Here is a 16,681-nt window from a genome sequence, read left to right as displayed (position 1 = left end):
CTTCCCTAAAGGGCTAACTCCGGTTCCCGCTGGCGCATTGTCAAAGAACGGGCAAAGCCGGTTTCTGAGAGCATGTCATCGCGGAAAACACTTTGTAGTTGCGTCAGGGTGGCGGTGGGGTTGGTGCGCTGGAACACATTGCGCCCAACGCAAATACCGCCGGCATTGTGCTCGACAGTGGCAGCGGCCAATTCAATTAGTGCGCGCTCATTGGCCAGTGTGCCGCCGGCAAACAGCACAGGGGTATGGCTTTGAATACCATCGAGCATTTCTGGAATTTGTTGAAAGTCTTTTGGGGCAGCTACCTTGAGCGCATCCACGCCCAGTTCCACTGCCGCACGCATAAAGTGGCGTATCGATGCGAGATTTTCTGATCCGTTGATGCTCTTGTCGTAGACCATGTTTAACACTGGCATTCCCCAGGCGTGCGCCTCATCAACGACGTGCCCAACCAGACGCAAGTTGTGAGAGGCGGTGATAGCGGAGAAATTGGTTTGTACTGATACAGCATCTGCGCCCAGGCGCACTGCCGCCTCCACCGTGGTGACCAGCTGTTTTAAATCTGGCTGTTCATCGGTATTTATCGAACCATTGAGGTGAATAATCAGGCCGCAGTTGAGCTGCCCGCCGATACGCTCTGCAATCCCTTTGTGCAGAACAACGCCGGTGACGGCCTCGGTATTGACCCAGCTGAGCATTTCTTCTGGGCGATTAATTCCGCGAATTGGCCCCATGGTGAGGCCGTGATCCAGAGGAACAATCAGGGCTTTTTCGGATTGGGGGTCGATAAAGCGCTTCCAGCGCCGATTGCGTGCCATTTCAGTCATTGAAATTTCTCCTTTGCTACGAGAGCGGTGGTTACGCGTCGGAGAGCACAGCGCGAATTGGCCGTCTCAAAATTTTGCGTGTGGGAATAGCGCTGGCAACGGCAGCGATGAGTACCACGGCAAATGCTGTCACCAGATAAACAGGGATGACCCAAGCGAGGTCTACAGGTATTGCATTACTGGAGCCCGGTGGCGTCCACATAATCTGCGCCTCACGAACGACCCAAACGATAACGGCCGTTACCCCGATTCCGAGCGTTGCGGCTCCTAGAGCCAGCCAGCTGTTTTCCAGCGCGGTAAGGGTGAGTACAAAGCGTCGGGTAAAGCCCAAACTGCGCAGAGTGGCGAATTCCCGTGCGCGCTGAGAGAAATTCATATAACTCGCATTCAACAGGCTGGTGAAGCCGATAGCACAGGCGATCAAAGCGATGAAATTGAGGAAGCCACCGAGGACTGCCTTGAACTGGTGATAGAAAGCTGCGCGGTCGGACCACAGAAAGACCTCGATATCATTGAGGCCAGCTTGTTTGAAGTGCTCTGCAAGGCGAGCCTGCGCAGCAGTGATATCGGCTTCCTCACTGAGTAGAACGTGGTATTCACTGACATCAGAGGTGTTGAGCAGGGCTTGGGCATCGGCCATGGGCATCACTACGAGACGGTCGTTAATCTCCTTGATGCCCCAGTCCATGATGCCAGTAGGCACTGCGCGAACCGCATTTACACGGGATTTTCCGCGGGTGGTGGCGGTCAGTTCAAGGGGGCCCGGAGGGCAATTGATTGGGCGCGATGCGGGCGTGTCCCCCGGTTGCAATGGCGCGAAGCCCACATCTGGGATTTCGCAGCCGAGGATCGCCGCCAGGCCCTGGCCGAGAATAAGCGGCTGAGCGCGGGTTTCCATCCACAGAGGGGTGCCGGCGACCACGTCGTACTCGTAGGCGGGCCCTTTAATTTTGCGGATTTCTGCCACGTCCTGACCGATTCCGGCGAAGATACTGCTTACTTGTGCATTGGATACCATCCCGGAGATACGCAATATACGGGCGCTGGCGATGACATCTGGATCGGCGCCAAGCACCGAGTTGATATCCCGTTGAATGTCGGCGGTTAGGGGTAGCTGGCCGGCGCCCTCCACTTGGCGGGCCAGATCGGAAGCGGGTCTCTCAATCACCAGGTGGCCCCGCGCTCCCCAGTGCATAAAGGCATCGCGGATCAGCTCCACGCTGGATTGCGTGTAGCCGGCCAACAGGCACAGGGCGAGCACAGAAATACTCATCACCACGAAGGTGCCAAGGGTTTTACGACCCTGGCGCCACAGGTTGCGTAGGGACATTGTCAGCAATAATTTAGCGTTCATGTCTGCTCCTATAGGGTCATTAATGTATCGACGGTAAACAGGCTTTCCGGTGGGTTGGCCGGGGAAACCTGGGCGTACTCCAACACGCTAAAGCGCTCTGGAAAGTTGGCATTAACGATTTTCATACGCGACACAAAGGGTTGCGCCTTGCCCTCTACCTGCACTTGGTTACCGTATTCAAACAGAGCGATTTTGAGCGGTATGCCACTGGCGGTTAGGAACTCAGCCTTCACACCGAGAAGGGTACCTCGGTCGAGGTAGTAGATGATGGATTCATAGGTGGCGCTGTCAGTCGCGGCGGTAAGCATGAGCTTGTAGCAGGGAGTGCCGTCCAGTGTCTCAGTGCCCAGATACTGTGGCGTATAGTCGCGAGCGTACTGGGTGGAGGCGATATCACCGTTGGCGGCTTCTCCTACCAGACGCTGTTGTGGGCTAATACTGACTGGCTTGCGCAGGCCAGGTTTGGCATACCACATTGCTCGGGAGGCAATCAGTATCTTTTCGCCACGGTAGCGCCGCGGTGCAGTGGTCATTGCCAGGGCGCGACCGTTGCGTACGGCGATATCGTAATCGGTGTCGGTAGCGCCGGCGGGGTCTTTAGTATGAATGCGTAGCTTCCACTGGTAGCTGCCCCATCCGCCGCGGGCGAGGTCGGCCGCGCGCAACCAGTGGCGCATGGTTTTCTCATCCGGAGTAGCAGTGATTTCGACTGTCTGGCGCTCCATCGCCTGGGGTTGTGCTGGTAGTAGGGCTACCGCGGCGACAACACTGGCTGAAGCGGCCAATAGATGAGTGAGCGGTACGCTGCGGCGACCTGGACGCACCTCGCCTCCGACTCGCTTACGTGCGGTAAGCAGGGCGCCGAAAGTGATCCCAGCTGTGGCACAGGCAATGGCGCTCAAGGCCCAAACAAATGGTAATTGCAGGTTTAGTGTCGCCGCTTCAGAGATCCTGGGCAGCTGAGTTTCTACGCCTACTATGGCCAGCGTAAACATTGTGATATAGGCAAGTGTGGTGGCAACCACTGCTGCAGCCAGCGTCGTTAAAACGCTTTCTCTGACAAAAAGCCCGGCGATACGCCGACGCCCAAATCCGAGGGAGCGAAGCATGCCAATCTCCCTGATACGATCGGCCACATTCATCGCCACTGTGTGTTGGATAGTGGTAAGGGCGATGGTGAATACCACAATCCCGGTGAAGGCAAACACCATGTTAAAAAAGCCCATAAAACTGGTGTAAAGTTGGCCGATCTGGGGGTGGTCCCAGGTAGTGACCTCGAAATGTCCCGGGACCTGATGCTCGAGCCCAGCGGCGAGTTGCTCGCGGAATGTTGCGCTGTATTCGCGGTTGTCGAGTTGAATCACGACTCGTGACACGGCGTCGGTATCGTACAGGGACTGCAGTAGTGCCAGAGGTGCTTTAAGTCCCTTGTCCTCGATGGCTTCAATGCCGGTAGAAAAGTCACCTAGCAGAGGCGCTTCGATGGCGTTTATGCGATTCGCGTAAGATGCACTGAATAGTTGCAAGTCGGTGCCTTTGGACGGATAGCCCAGCAAATCCTGCAGCTGAGTAGTCAGCAGCAGACCGCCTTCCGGTGGTGGTTTTGTGGCGAAGGGGCTCTGTTCCTGTAGGGCTCTTTCAAAATCCGGGTCGATACCGCGAGCTAGAAATACGGCGTCTTTATTGTCTGCCTGTACCACGCCGACCCCGGCTAGCTGATTCGAGGCTCGAAGGTAGTGTGGCAGTTCAGCACTGATTTGGTGGATTAGTGCCTGTTCTTCACGGTTGAGAGAATACTGCGCCGGGGATGCTGCGAGTTGCTCCGGGCCATCTTTGCGATAGACCTGAACATGGGCATTGGCATCGCGGTAGATCACTACTGAAGCCAGCGATCCTTCTACAAAGCGGATATAGCTGAGGAACATTAGCACAGCGAAGAGGCCGGCAGCGACAGCTATGACTGTTGCCGCCGTACGCCGACGATCGCGGTAGAGATTGCGGAAAGCCATGGACCACATCACGCCACCTCGCTTTCATCAGTTTTTGCGGCGGCCGCCTGCTGTGCTGACTCGATCGAGGCGCTATCGGTTAGGCGTCCATCTCTCAGTTCAACAACACGTTTAACGTGTTGCAACAGGCGCTGGTCGTGGGTTGAGAACACAAAGGTAACTTTGCGCTCGGTGTTAAGTTGCTTCATCAGCCCAACCAGAGAAAGCGCACTGGCTGTATCAAGACTTGCAGTGGGCTCGTCGGCCAGGATCAATTTGGGCTCTGTAACCAAAGCACGGGCAACGGCGACGCGCTGACGTTGGCCGCCGGACAGTTGATCGGGGCGAAAACCGGCAAAGCGAGTGAGGTTGACGGCCGCGAGAGATGCCTGGGCGCGATTGCGCATTTCCGCCTTCGATAATCCATGTAAATAAAGTGGCAGCATCACATTTTCCAGAGCACTCAACACTGGAACCAAGTTGAAGTTTTGAAATATGATCCCGTAGGTGCGGCTGCGCAAAAGATCCAGCTCTCGGTCATTGAGTTTACTTACCGGTTGTCCCGCTACTCGAATCTCGCCAGAGGTGGTGCTGTCCAGACAGCCGATCAGGTTCAGCATGGTGGTTTTACCACTGCCACTGGGGCCAGTAATGGCAACGAAATCGCCTTTCTGTACGGTAAAATTGACACTGTTTAACGCAGTAACTTCGACTTCGCCGAGCTGGTATCGCTTGGTGACAGATTCAAATTCGACCAGGTTCATCTTGTTCTCCTTCCTGTTGTTTTCTGTATTTGTTTTTTCCATTCAGAAAAAGATATCCACTGCCAAGTAGCTGCTATGTGTCACTGGCTGGGTTAACTCCAAGTCTTTACCCGCACGGCTATTGGATAGGCCCAGGTAGACGGTGGTGGTATCACTGGGGCTGTAGGAGATCTCGGCAAATGTACTGGTGCTCGCTCGGTCGAGCCCCTGTAAAAGTCTCGCGGTCAGGCTCCAGCGGCGATCGCCAAACAACTTTGGCCAGTTGGTCTGCAGTAGTGCGTAATGTCGCTGTACATATGGGTGCAGAGGGCGATTGCGGGAGGGGCCGCGGCCGGCGGAGGGGAGGGCCGCAAGTTGCGGATTGAGAAGTTCTTTTTCACTCTGCGCATAGCCGTTGTAAATGAGCTCCAGTCCAGTTTCGGCGCCGGAGCTGGCGCCGTAGCGCAGATTGATAATACCGTCCCAGCGCCAATGGCCACGGTTTTGCGCTAACTCCAAAGCCCCGCCGGTGGACTTTGCATAACCTCGCGATGTCGCCAGCTCGGCGCCAATCGTCCAGGCATCGCCGAGGGTATGTTGGAAATAGCCTCCAACGTAGGAATGGAAGCCCCCACCGCCGGCTGCTACAGCACCAATCGTGGTGATGTGGCCCTCCACCCAGTTCCACTCGGCTCTGGCCATCTGAAAGCTGCCGCCGGTGGTGATACCAGCAACATCGTCCAGACGCGGATCGGCTACTAGAAAACTAGTGCGACCATGTGTGGATAACTCGGTACTGGCATACACCATGGGTTTTCCCGGAATATCTCGGCGAGGGGTTACTGCGCCGTTGTCGGGAAACAGGCGGTTGGTAGGGCTATATAACAATGATGGTCCCCAACCCTGCAGCCGCTTGCCCACGCCGACACGGGCTCCGCCTTTCATTTCGTAGAGCAGGTATCCTTCAGCAAACCAGTCCGGATAGGGATCGGGCATGGAAGCAGGGCGTTCGTCTTCGTCCAGGGTTAAACGGGGTTTCAGAATGATTCGTGTGCCTTCACAGGGACTCTTGCTACAGCGTAATTGCAGGTCTAATCGCAGTTCTGCAGCGTTTCGTCTGGTGTCGTCATCACCCAACAAATCAATCAGTCGCTCCCGTTCATGAATCAGCTGCAGGCTCACCTCGGAGTCACTGGTCCAGGTCTGGGTATTTCCATTGGTATCAAAGGCCCACTCACTTTGGCCTGCGGCAGGAAGGCTTGTAACTGTAGCGATGATTGTGGCAATCAGGCAGGTTCTAGAGCTTCGTTGTGGCACGATGCTTCCTCCCTGGTTGCTCCCTGGGGCTGTTCCAGCAGTGTGTTATAGCGGTTGCGTAGTTGGCGCTTGAGGGTTTTTCCTGTGGCTCCCAAGGGGAATTGTTGCCAGTCAATCAGCCACAAGTGTGTCAGCTGTTGATTCTCAGGGAGCTGCGCGTTGAGGGACTGTCTTAGTGAGTTTACCTCCCGCAGATGCGTATTTGCCTGGGGGGCGATTACCGCAGCCACGACTTCGGAAGCTTCTGGATGGGGACGAACGCCGAATACGCAGGTATCTAGTACGCTCTCTTGTTTAAGGACAATCTCTTCGATCGGCAGTGTGTACACCGGTCCCTTGGCGGTGTGAATAACGTCTACTTCGCGGTCCAAGTGCACTATCTCGCCATCACTGCCTTCCCGTACCATATCCCCAGTAAACCACCAGCCGTCCAAGGTTGATGAGTAAAAGACATCGTGGGCATTCCAGTAGCCATCGAACATACTTTTACCTTTGATCATCAGGCGTCCGACCTGCCCTTTGGCAACTGGCCTACCGTCAGCGTCGGCAATCTTGATCATGGGCCCAAGGGGGGTTTTGCGTCCCACGCGCCGCTCGAAGTGCTTGGTCCAGGGGGTAGCAATACGCAGCAGGGCGGCAATACCCACCTCGCTGGAGCCCAGACCATCTACAAATAGCGATCCACGTACGGGAATACCCAGACGTGTAAAAAAGGAACCATGGGCGATAAAGGCACGTTGCTGAACTTCGTGGCTTGCGTCTGCGGTGGTACCCCAAATACGCACGCTATCCATCGATTGGTCCAACACTCCGGATTCCATTAGTCGTGTGTAAGTAATGGGAAAAGCAAAAAAAACCGTAGGTTTACGCTCGTGTAGTTGGTGGATAAGGCCGTCAGCTTCGAGATTCTCATCGAGAATCACATGCATCCCCATCAGCAGTACCCCGTGCAGATAGAGATGAGAAACTTGATGGTTGAGTGGTAGGGCGAAGCAGGCCAGATCGCGGGTGGAGATCGGGTTGAATAACACGATAGAACGGAGTGATTGAGCGATACCTTCCTGTTTCAGGATTACCCCTTTGGGTACCCCGGTAGTTCCGGAAGTATGCACAATATACAGTGGGTCAGCGGCGCCACGAGGACATTCGGGTACGGCTGATAAAGGTTCCTGTAACAGCGCGGGCAGACTGTGAACCTGTGCAGTTTGACCGCTGTCGTGTAGAGGCGCATCAGTCAGGACGACTCGTTCCAGTCCTTGTTGCAGAGGACCCTTGTTGCCGAGCGCGACCAACTTTTGCCAGCCGCTGCGATCACTGATCAACAGCTTCACACCTATTCGTGCCAAATAACCTTTGGTGATATCCGGTGCGACCTTGCCATTAATCGGTACCGCTATGGCACCTATACGCAGGGCGGCAACTGAAAACAGGAAATAGTCGAACTGATTGGTTTTGTAGATAGCGACTCGGTCTCCCCCTCTCACTCCAAGTTGATACCAGCAGGCGGAAAGTGTTTTCACCGTGTCGAGTATTTGTGCTGCACTCCAGTGTTGCTCCCGTGTCCAGGCCAGTGGTCGGGTTAACTCAATCAATTCCCGCTCTCCATGTCGGCGGGTGGCGAACTCCAGTGTGCGATCAATGCGATCATCCCAGGTGGCCAGCAGTGTCAGGCGTCCGACATAGCCAAGGCGGAGGATGACGAACATCAGGTACCCGAGTATCAGGGCGGCGAAAGTTATGATTGCGTAGGTCATGGTGGTATCAACTCAGAGGCGCAGGGGACAGTTCGTCCAGAAGGGACCGCAGTGCATCCAGAAAAGGTGCTACAAACTCCTCGCGGATGTCATTGAATGCTGAACGGCGATACACCAGGTCAAGCTGCATTCGGCCGTTCACGGTGGGGGTGTAAAGAATGAAGTCGTAAGGTGGCACCAAACAGCCAAACCCCACATAGCTTTGTGTTTTATGGTGGTCTGAACCAAAGGAGGAGAAGTCCTCATCTATTCGACCTGGATTTGAATAGCAGGCATTGGTGCCTAGACACAGGTTGAGTAGGCGGCGCGCCAAGCTGTGCAAAGGGCGTAGCCGCAGAATTAACAGTAACGTTTCCAAGCGGGCGAGCTCGGTACTCACTTGGCCATCACTTCGCGCCAGCGTCATGGCGCTGTGCATATTTTTGACCAGGGCTTGGGTATCCTGTCCCGCTCGCAACCTGATGGGACTGGGGACCAGGTAGTTACGAAAGCTGTGATCGTAGCGTTTGTCGATCAAGCGACGCAGGCTGACTGCGCAGGTTATGCGCAAATAACCGGAGCGATAGTTGCCGGTATTTTCCAAAAGTCGGGCGAGCGCTGTGCAGAGCAGTGTATTGATGGTTACTCCACTGCTTTTGGCCGTGCTGATAAGATGATTTTCCAACTCCCTGGGCAATAGACTCTGAAAAAAGTCGAGTCGGCCAATTTCGTGATTGCTTTCGTCTGTCTCCCATCTCTGCCCCTTTAATTTCACAGGCATCCCCTTGTCCTTACGCAGCAGATCAGTGGCAACACTGACCAGAGCGCGCAGCCATCGGTGGCCGCGATGTAGGGGACGGAACCAGTCGGGACGAATTTCAGGGAGGGGGGCGTAAGGGAGTGGTCGGCCCGGATCAATTTCAGCGGGTATTCCGCTGATATGGGCGTAATGATCAATGATGGAGCGCAGGAGAAGACAGTCACTGCGCGCATCGGCAACGCCATGATGGCTGCTGAGATACACGCAGGAATTTTTATCTTTGCTGCCATTAACCAGCAATACCTGCAGTGGCGGTCGGTTGCGCCACTGCAGTCGATGTCTCGAGCTGAAGTCCATCAACAGCAGGCGAAAGTCGGGGTCGTTAAAGTCGCAGGGGCCCAGGTATTCCCTGTGGTGGACCCATTGGGTCCCGGCTGTGTCTACTTCTTTTAGCAGGGTTCCATCGGGGCGAGTGCGCAACAGAGGTATTTGTAGGACCGCCCGTTGCACACTCTGCTCCATAACTTCGGGAAGTAGGCGCCCACTGACGATCAAGATCTGGTTGGTGTTGACGTTGGCCAGCTCACCCAGATGCACAAAAAATTCCGCCATGGAGTCGATTGGCCGGGGGGTGGCAATGGCTATATCGGTTGCTGTTGATGCACTGAAACTATTCACGGTGATGCCCTCAGCCGACTTGGGCGACTGCTGTTTCGGGTACCTTGCTCACTTCGGTGGTACTAGGCTTGTCCGCATACCAAGAGCAAAGTGCACGGACTTCTTCTTCCCTAAGGGGCTTTACTGGATCTTTCCGCCCAGTGGCTGCATCCAGTCGTGAGCGGTCAAATCGCCACTCTATGCGCACGAAACGTTGGTTGAGGCGCACTGCTCGATCAAACTTCTGCTCAATAGAGGTAGTAGGTGAGCCCAGATGCGCTCTGATGCCTGCCACGCTTGCCCAGATTTCCACGAGCTTTTCTGCTGGCACCTCTACGCCACCCGCACAGTGAAAAACCTCAAACTCACCGGCATCTTCGTTGCGTAAAGTCAGTGAGCAGGCGTCGGCACAGAGTTGGTCGACACTAACCAGGTCGAGGCGGGGTTCTGGCAGAAGATCAACAGCAAGATCGCATTTGCCAGCGTTAGCGACCGCGAGCATGGCATCCTGGAACATATAGAACCCAAAGCCATTGCGGTGCACCCAATGGGTGTGGCGGTGTCCGACCACGACACTGGGGCGGAATATGGTGACTGGCAGCCGGTTGCGCAATGCGAGCAGGTGTAGGGATTGCTCGGCGCACCACTTGGTGGTTTGATAGGTGTTTACCATCTGGCTGAAAGGATGCAGTTCTTCCTTGACCCGGCCACCAGCCATGCCTGCTACATAAGCGGTGGAAACGTAATAGAAGCGGCGACAGTTTGGAGCCAGTTGCTGTACGGTTTCGTAAAGTCGTGCGCTGTTGCCCACATTGGTATTGATGGCAGTTTCGAGTTTATGCGGGGAATAACTCATCTCGGCTGCTACGTGCCAAACTTCGGTGACCCCAAGGAGATCGGTAGTGGCTAGGGTGGTTTCCAGTTTGCTGAAATCCGTATTGATGATTTGCAAGTGGCTTTCCACGGCGCCGCTCACATCCAGTTGGCAGCCATGAGCTGCAGTGAGAACAGCGTTGATCGTGCGCATGCTATCTGGGTCGTTGCGGGATAGGGCTATAACCTTTACGCCGCGGGCGAGAAAATTTGCGGCTAGTGCGCTGCCCACAAAGCCGGTTGCGCCGGTAATAAGTACCTGGTGCACTTTCGCACTCCTTATGTTTCCGAGTATTTCCGATCGGTGGTTGAGGAGGCGCCGGTCAAAGAAAAGCGCCTCCGGCAGGAAGAAATCAGAGTTCGATGATATGTTCGTCGACCTTGACGCCAACGTGGCGCCCTGGCTCAGTGCCAAAGCCGAGGACGCGGTCACCGGGTTTTAATTCGGTAACATTCAGTGGCTTGGCCTCATCGGAGAACACTCGTACATGCCAGTCGTCTTGCATGATGATGTTCACTTTACGGTCTTGTGGGAATGTGGCTTCGATCAGCAGCAGGGGACGGATTTCGGTTTTGGTGCGTCCGACGTAAACCTGGCGGGTCTCACCGCGGGAGTTCACAGTGGTTAGCTGACTGCCAGCGCGTAGCTCACTGATATAGCTGGTGCGATCATTGCTTTGGAACACGTAGCTGTGGACCGATGCAGCATTGATGCGGAAGGGGCGCAGTTCCATATAGGGCAGGTGGAACACTTCAGGACAGCACAGGATGCCGCCAGTAGAGGTGGAACCCACCAGGATCCCCTCATCCGGGTTGAACATATGGGTGGTGTCGATGCAGGCTCGATAACCGAGCCCCAGATGGGTGATACGGTCGATAGTACCCACTTCAATGTCGACCTTTGGTGAGTCCTGCGCATCCATTTTATTGGCGAAGCGATCAAACTGCGCCATGGTTGTGAACGAGGCTAGCACGCCATCACTGCCCAGTTCGAGAACGCCGAGTGCGATCACGGCATCATCGACATCCTGATGCACTTCCTTCAGTAATACGGTGTTGGTCTTGTGCAACTCGGCAATCACCAGTTCCAAAGGAATATTGGTGGGATCTTTAAAAGACACCATCAGGTGATCGTAATGCATGCCCTGATGGAAGGAGGTGTGCAAACTGGCTGCATTATCCACATGTATACGCAGGCTGGTTCGGAAGCCTCCCTCGCTGGCTGCTACCAGTACCTGGGCTTCATAGCTGGAGACTACTGGTGTCTTGTTATTGGCAGAAAATTCCTCGAGGCGCTTATTGAATTTTTCCCACTCTTCACTGTTCTCCAGGTGCAGAATCCGTTGCAGCCTGGGGGAAGTGGCTTCATTCAAGCTGTCAAAATTATCGGCATAGAGAACGATACCGTTATAGCGGCCTTGACCGAGACGCTGCAAAATAGCTTTGCGGGTTTCCTCGTCCAGAGAATTTAACACCTTGGAGTCGTACCAAAGTACATGCTCACGATTTTCCCGCACTTCTGTAGTCGCTGGGAACAGTGCATTGTTGGCGGGTGGTAATGGCTCCAGTGGCGTTGTTGGTTCGAGCTTTGCTTGCGTAGCTTTGGCAGAGGCGCCTTTGCGAGAATTTTTTGTGGTAGCAGGGCGTTTGCTCTCAACTTGTTCCATGTCGGTTTCCTGGTGACGGTTGAAAATCTTTGCGTAGCTGACAGAGGGAATTTGAATGTGGCCCATAAAAATCAGGGCGATTGACAGAATAGGAGACTGCAAAACAGCACCTGTCGATTGCTTCCCTGCATCAGGCCAGCGGCCATCGATGTCGGCCAATAGACTAAGTTGGGGGGATGGAAGCGTCACCTAGCAAAAGTGTTAGGTGTTATTGTCTGGCGCCTCTGTTAACTCCTTTTTGAGACTCCTATTTGCAGGTGGAGTTATCTTGCTCAAAGGTCCAGTTAAGTGATGTTGCAACTCGCTATGCTGGGATTTTGGTGATGTGGGGTTTGGCTATGCGTACGTGTTTTTGTTTGCAAGTAACCAATATAAATTTAATGTTGAGTAGTACAGTGATGAATCTTTTGAACAAAGCGTCTGTGGCAAGGTAGCGTTAATATGGCGTTGAATTGATCTAGGCTAAATAAGTGGCCTCGTCTATCTATATAGTTGCCGCTGTGCTTGTTGGCGTGGTTTGGCAGTTAGCCGCGCGAGAAATAGTTTTCAGATCCGATTAGTGATTACTAATTAGCAGATATTAATTCTGAGATGCGGATTTGCGGCAGGGGGAGTTGTGTGACTTGAGTCACGCGTACTAACCAGATGTGCCCTTGTATGCCACCATAGGGGCCCCCTAAACTTACCGCTCGCGGCAGCGGTGCGCCGCCTTAGAAAAATAGAGCAAATAATGAGTAGCAACGACACTATCCGACTCCTCCTGATTCACGATACCCCGTCTGAGGCACAGCGCCTGGTAAGCATGTTGCATAATGCGGGCCGACCCAACCGGGCCCAGCATGTTGCCAGTGAAGCGGTTTTTACCCGGTTGCTACAGGATAAAACCTGGGATTTGGTGATTGCCGCAGAAGGCAGCACCCAGGTTCCTCCAGCGATAGCCCTCCGTACTATCAATAAGCTGCAAAAAGATGTGCCGGTGATCATGCTGACTGAGCGTAGCGGTTCCCAACCGGTAGTTGAAGGGTTAAAACAAGGCGCGCGGGATGTAGTGACAGTAGATGAAGACCAGCACTTGTTACTGGTGATCCAGCGGGAGATGCTCGGCCTCGACAACCGCCGCCAGGCGCGCCTGCATGACCGCCGTTATCACGCTACCCTGCGCCGCGCCAAGGAACTGCTGGACAGCTCCAAGGATGCGATCGCCTATGTTTCCGACGGTTTGATCGTCTACGCCAACGATTCTTTTGCCGAAAGGTTTGGCCATGACAGTGGAGAGGATGTCGAGTATCAGCCACTGATCGATATGCTCACGGAAAATGAGCAGGAAGGAGCGCGGGAGTTTCTCAAGCGCTGCGCGATCGACAACAATGAGGTTGAGGCCAGGGAGTGGAAGTTTACCGCCAGGACACTCTCTGGAGACCCATTGCCGACCCGGGCTGAAGTGCTCAGTACCACCTATGAAGAGGAGCGTTGCCTGCAGATCCGTATTGCCACACGCCGTGGTGACACCGAGCAGTTGGAAGCCCAACTGAGCGATATCAAATGCCGCGACCCACTCACTGGCTTGTTTAATCGCCAGCACTTTTTGCAGTTACTCGATTCCACGATTAAATCCGCGGCGGATTCCCGCCGCACTGGCGGTTTGATGTATATCCAGGTGGACCGCTTTGCTGAAGAAGTGCAAAAAGTGGTGGGAGTGGCTGGCGCAGATGCATTGCAGAAGGCTATGGCCGAGCTGCTGCAGGGGTGCCAGCGCAGTGGTGATACCCTGGCGCATTACAGCGATGACAGCTTCTGCCTACTAACGCCTGACACCACACCGGATAGTATCGAGCAACGCGCGCGAGATATGCTTAAGAAAATCTCCGACACTATCTTCGATGCCGATGGCAAGACCCAGCAGATTACTGTCTCTATTGGCATATCCTTGCTCAGTGAGGCCTCTAGCGGTGCCCAGCAAGTGCTGGAACAGGCACAGGTGGCACATAAGCAGGCCCTCGGTGAGGAGGGGAAGGGCGGGAACTTTGCCCTGTATGAGCCGGATACTGATAGCGGTGCAGATGCGGATACCTACCATCGAGCGCGGGTGGTACAGGCCCTGGAGGAAGGCAACCTGAAGCTGCTATACCAGCCGATCCTGAGCCTGCAGGGTACCGGTGAGCAGATGTATGAAGTGCTGGTGCGTATGCTTGATGACAAAGAAGAGCTGGCGCCGCTGGCTTTCCTGCAGGAACTGGGCGATGCCGGTCTCTCCGCCAAGATGGATCGCTGGGTAATTCTTACTGCGATCAAGGCTGCCGCTGCGGCCCGCGCGGAGGGTAAGGATGTATCGCTGATGCTACATATGACCACCGCTTCCCTGGTCGATACGAGTTTGCCCGCCTGGCTGGGGGTGGCTTTCAAGGCCGCCAAAGTTCCACCAAGCACGGTGATTTTCCAGTTGCGCCAGGAGGATATCACCAGCAATCTGCACGCAGCGCGTGATTTCACCACCCAGGTGCAGCAGCTCGGTTGCCGTGTGGCTGTGTGCCACTTCGGTACCGGCTTGAGTCCCTTCAAAGCGCTGGAACATGTAAAGGTGGATATTGCCAAGGTAGATCCGTCGTTTGTGCGTGAAGTCCAGGACGAGGGAGAGAGCAGCGAATCTTTAGCCGGACTGGTACAGCGATTGGGTGAGGCAGAGACCAAGGTGATTGTGCCCCATATCGAGCAAGCCAGTATGTTGCCCACCCTGTGGCAAACCGGCACTGATTATATCCAGGGCTACTATGTGCAGGCTCCGGCGGAGGAAATGAGTTTCGACTTTAGTCTGGATTAATTCCCGCTAGCCTATATCGCTAAAAAAAGCGCGCTTCCCATCGGGTTGCGCGCTTTTTTTCACAGGACCTAGCTCTGTAAGGTCATACGTTGTAGCGGTTGCGCAGGGCAGCGATAGCATTACGAGCCAGGGCGCCATATTCAGGCGCAGGCGCCGGTGCATTCTCCGGGGCTGTGCTCTCGCTCCATGCGCGCTGTACGTGGTTTTGGCCGGCCTTCTGCTTGTACATCCTCGCCAGTCTAGCGTTGTAGCTCTTACTGGTAACGGTATCCACATGGTACCAGTGGGCCTGGGCACGGGAGTGGGAAACATCCATCAACAGGTAGCCGCGCTGGGTAACATTGACCCATTTTAAGTGCGGAATTAATCCGTCCATGGCGATCGCGGCTACGTCAGTAAGATGTGACTTATCGAGGAAGCTGGAGGTTACGCCGGGAGTTACAAATTCTCCCCCGAGAGCGCCGCGGCCGGTAAGGCGTCCGTATTCGAGAATGCTGAATGGGTTACTGGCCAAGTCCCAGGCCCAGGAACTGTGGATATCTCCGGTGAGCACAAAGAAGTTTTCGATGTTGTTGTTGGCAATGTGATCGAATAACCGAGTACGGGAGGCAGTATAACCATCCCACTGGTCCATGTTGATGGAGAAATCCTTGGCCAGGGTGAGCTGCGCCATCATCACCTGTTGCCCGAGTACCCGCCAGCGTACACCGTCCGATTGAGATTGGGTGAGGCCGCGGTACAACCATTCTTCCTGCTGTCGGCCGAGTAAGCTGCGCTCTGGATTGTCGGCGGTTTTCTGGTCAAACCAGTTGGCCTGTTCATCCCGTGCGGCGATGCGGGTATCCAGCATCATCAGGTCCATCAGGTTGCCGTAACGGAAACTGCGGTAAATGGCCCTATCCCCAAACAGGTCCAGAATGCCGTTGTCGCGGATGGGCATCCACTCAAAGTAGGCCTTATTTGCCACTGAGCGACGCACATACCAGTCACCTTCGCCATCTTGGGGATCGTGGTTTTCTGCCCCACCGGCCCAGGCATTGTTTGTGGTTTCGTGATCGTCCCACACACAAATAAACGGGTGTTGGCGATGGACTTCCTGCAAGTCGGGGTCGGAGCGATACTGGGAGTAGCGCAGGCGATAATCCTGGATATCCACCATTTCCTTCGCGGGGATAGGTTCGCGTCCAAGCCCGGTGCCAGTGCCGAAGCCGCCAGGGCCGTATTCATAGATGTAGTCACCCAGGTGCAGTACCACATCCAAATCGGAACGCTGGGCGATTTCACGGTAGACGTTGAAAAAGCCCATGGGATAGTTGGAGCAGCTGGTAACGGCAAAACGCAGGCGGTCCACGTGGCCTACCGGCAGGGTTCTGGTGCGCCCTACTGGAGAGTCCATATTGTTGGAGTAGAAGCGGTAGTAGTAAGTGGTCCCAGGTTGCAGTCCGCTGGCATCCACCTTGATGGTGTAGTCCACCTCGGGCCCGGTCAGGCCGTTGCCGCTGTTCACCACCATCGCCATTTCCGGATCCAGGGCGATTTGCCAGCTATAGGGCACCTTGGACTGGAATAAAGGGTCTTCCGATGGGGTAATTCTGCTCCAGAGAATCACGCGATCGGCCAGGGGATCACCGCTGGCAACGCCGTGCTGGAAGGGCTGCTGGCCGGAGCCGTAGGCTTTTAGAAGTGGCAGGGATGCCAGGCCGGCGCTGGAAAATTGCAGAAATCGCCTCCGGGACAGAGACATAGTGCTCTCCTTTTTATGTGCTTGTTATAAAGGACACGCAGTCTGTCTTCGAAAGGTGAACGCTTTGTTAATTTTCAGTCAGATTTTTTCTTAAGCAGCTCAATTAGTCGGTAAATTCGTCCGCAGCTAGCTAAAGTGAGACTTTTGTCTATTTTGAGAGCTTTAAAAAGCATGACTGTCGGCCTGAGGATACTTTGGGG

Annotated in this window: 11 protein-coding genes; 1 reads left to right on the top strand and 10 read right to left on the bottom strand. The window is 54.8% G+C overall.

Annotated elements, in window-relative coordinates; translation table 11 throughout:
* Positions 1–5: 5 nt before the first annotated feature.
* From ACCI49_RS10820 to ACCI49_RS10780, 9 genes are all read right to left on the bottom strand, one after another.
* Positions 6–827, bottom strand: coding sequence for a class I fructose-bisphosphate aldolase (locus ACCI49_RS10820; protein WP_371838975.1), 822 nt, complete (start codon positions 825–827; stop codon positions 6–8).
* Positions 828–858: 31 nt separating this feature from the next.
* Complete coding sequence (locus ACCI49_RS10815; protein WP_371838974.1) at positions 859–2,181, bottom strand: ABC transporter permease; 1,323 nt, start codon at positions 2,179–2,181, stop codon at positions 859–861.
* An 8-nt stretch (positions 2,182–2,189) separates the two neighbouring features.
* A complete protein-coding gene (locus ACCI49_RS10810) occupies positions 2,190–4,190 on the bottom strand; it encodes an outer membrane lipoprotein-sorting protein (protein ID WP_371838973.1) in 2,001 nt (666 codons plus the stop codon).
* A gap of 8 nt (positions 4,191–4,198) precedes the next feature.
* Entirely contained in the window at positions 4,199–4,933 is a 735-nt protein-coding gene (locus ACCI49_RS10805; protein WP_371838972.1) for an ABC transporter ATP-binding protein, read from the bottom strand.
* A 42-nt stretch (positions 4,934–4,975) separates the two neighbouring features.
* Positions 4,976–6,229 carry a hypothetical protein gene (locus ACCI49_RS10800; protein ID WP_371838971.1) on the bottom strand — a complete coding sequence of 418 codons (1,254 nt, stop codon included), beginning with the start codon at positions 6,227–6,229 and terminating at the stop codon, positions 4,976–4,978.
* Positions 6,199–7,983, bottom strand: coding sequence for a class I adenylate-forming enzyme family protein (locus ACCI49_RS10795; protein WP_371838970.1), 1,785 nt, complete (start codon positions 7,981–7,983; stop codon positions 6,199–6,201). Before ACCI49_RS10795 ends, ACCI49_RS10800 begins: the two co-directional genes overlap by 31 nt.
* A gap of 7 nt (positions 7,984–7,990) precedes the next feature.
* The gene (locus tag ACCI49_RS10790) at positions 7,991–9,400 is read right to left on the bottom strand and encodes a hypothetical protein (RefSeq protein ID WP_371838969.1); all 1,410 of its coding nucleotides are present in this window, start codon (positions 9,398–9,400) and stop codon (positions 7,991–7,993) included.
* Between the two features lie 10 nt (positions 9,401–9,410).
* On the bottom strand, positions 9,411–10,520 hold the full coding sequence (locus ACCI49_RS10785; RefSeq protein ID WP_371838968.1) for an NAD-dependent epimerase/dehydratase family protein: 1,110 nt from the start codon (positions 10,518–10,520) through the stop codon (positions 9,411–9,413).
* A gap of 85 nt (positions 10,521–10,605) precedes the next feature.
* On the bottom strand, positions 10,606–12,021 hold the full coding sequence (locus ACCI49_RS10780) for a 3-dehydroquinate synthase II domain-containing protein (protein WP_371838967.1): 1,416 nt from the start codon (positions 12,019–12,021) through the stop codon (positions 10,606–10,608).
* A gap of 628 nt (positions 12,022–12,649) precedes the next feature.
* Here ACCI49_RS10780 and ACCI49_RS10775 point away from each other — a divergent pair.
* Positions 12,650–14,737 carry a GGDEF/EAL domain-containing response regulator gene (locus tag ACCI49_RS10775; RefSeq protein WP_371838966.1) on the top strand — a complete coding sequence of 696 codons (2,088 nt, stop codon included), beginning with the start codon at positions 12,650–12,652 and terminating at the stop codon, positions 14,735–14,737.
* An 82-nt stretch (positions 14,738–14,819) separates the two neighbouring features.
* Here the strand turns inward: ACCI49_RS10775 and ACCI49_RS10770 are convergent, their stop codons facing one another.
* Entirely contained in the window at positions 14,820–16,481 is a 1,662-nt protein-coding gene (locus ACCI49_RS10770) for an alkaline phosphatase D family protein (protein ID WP_371838965.1), read from the bottom strand.
* Positions 16,482–16,681: the final 200 nt, after the last annotated feature.

This window comes from Microbulbifer epialgicus (genome assembly GCF_041447265.1).
GTDB lineage: Bacteria > Pseudomonadota > Gammaproteobacteria > Pseudomonadales > Cellvibrionaceae > Microbulbifer > Microbulbifer epialgicus.
The sequence above is the reverse complement of the archived record's forward strand: the minus strand, read 5'-3'. Positions and strand labels throughout refer to the sequence as shown.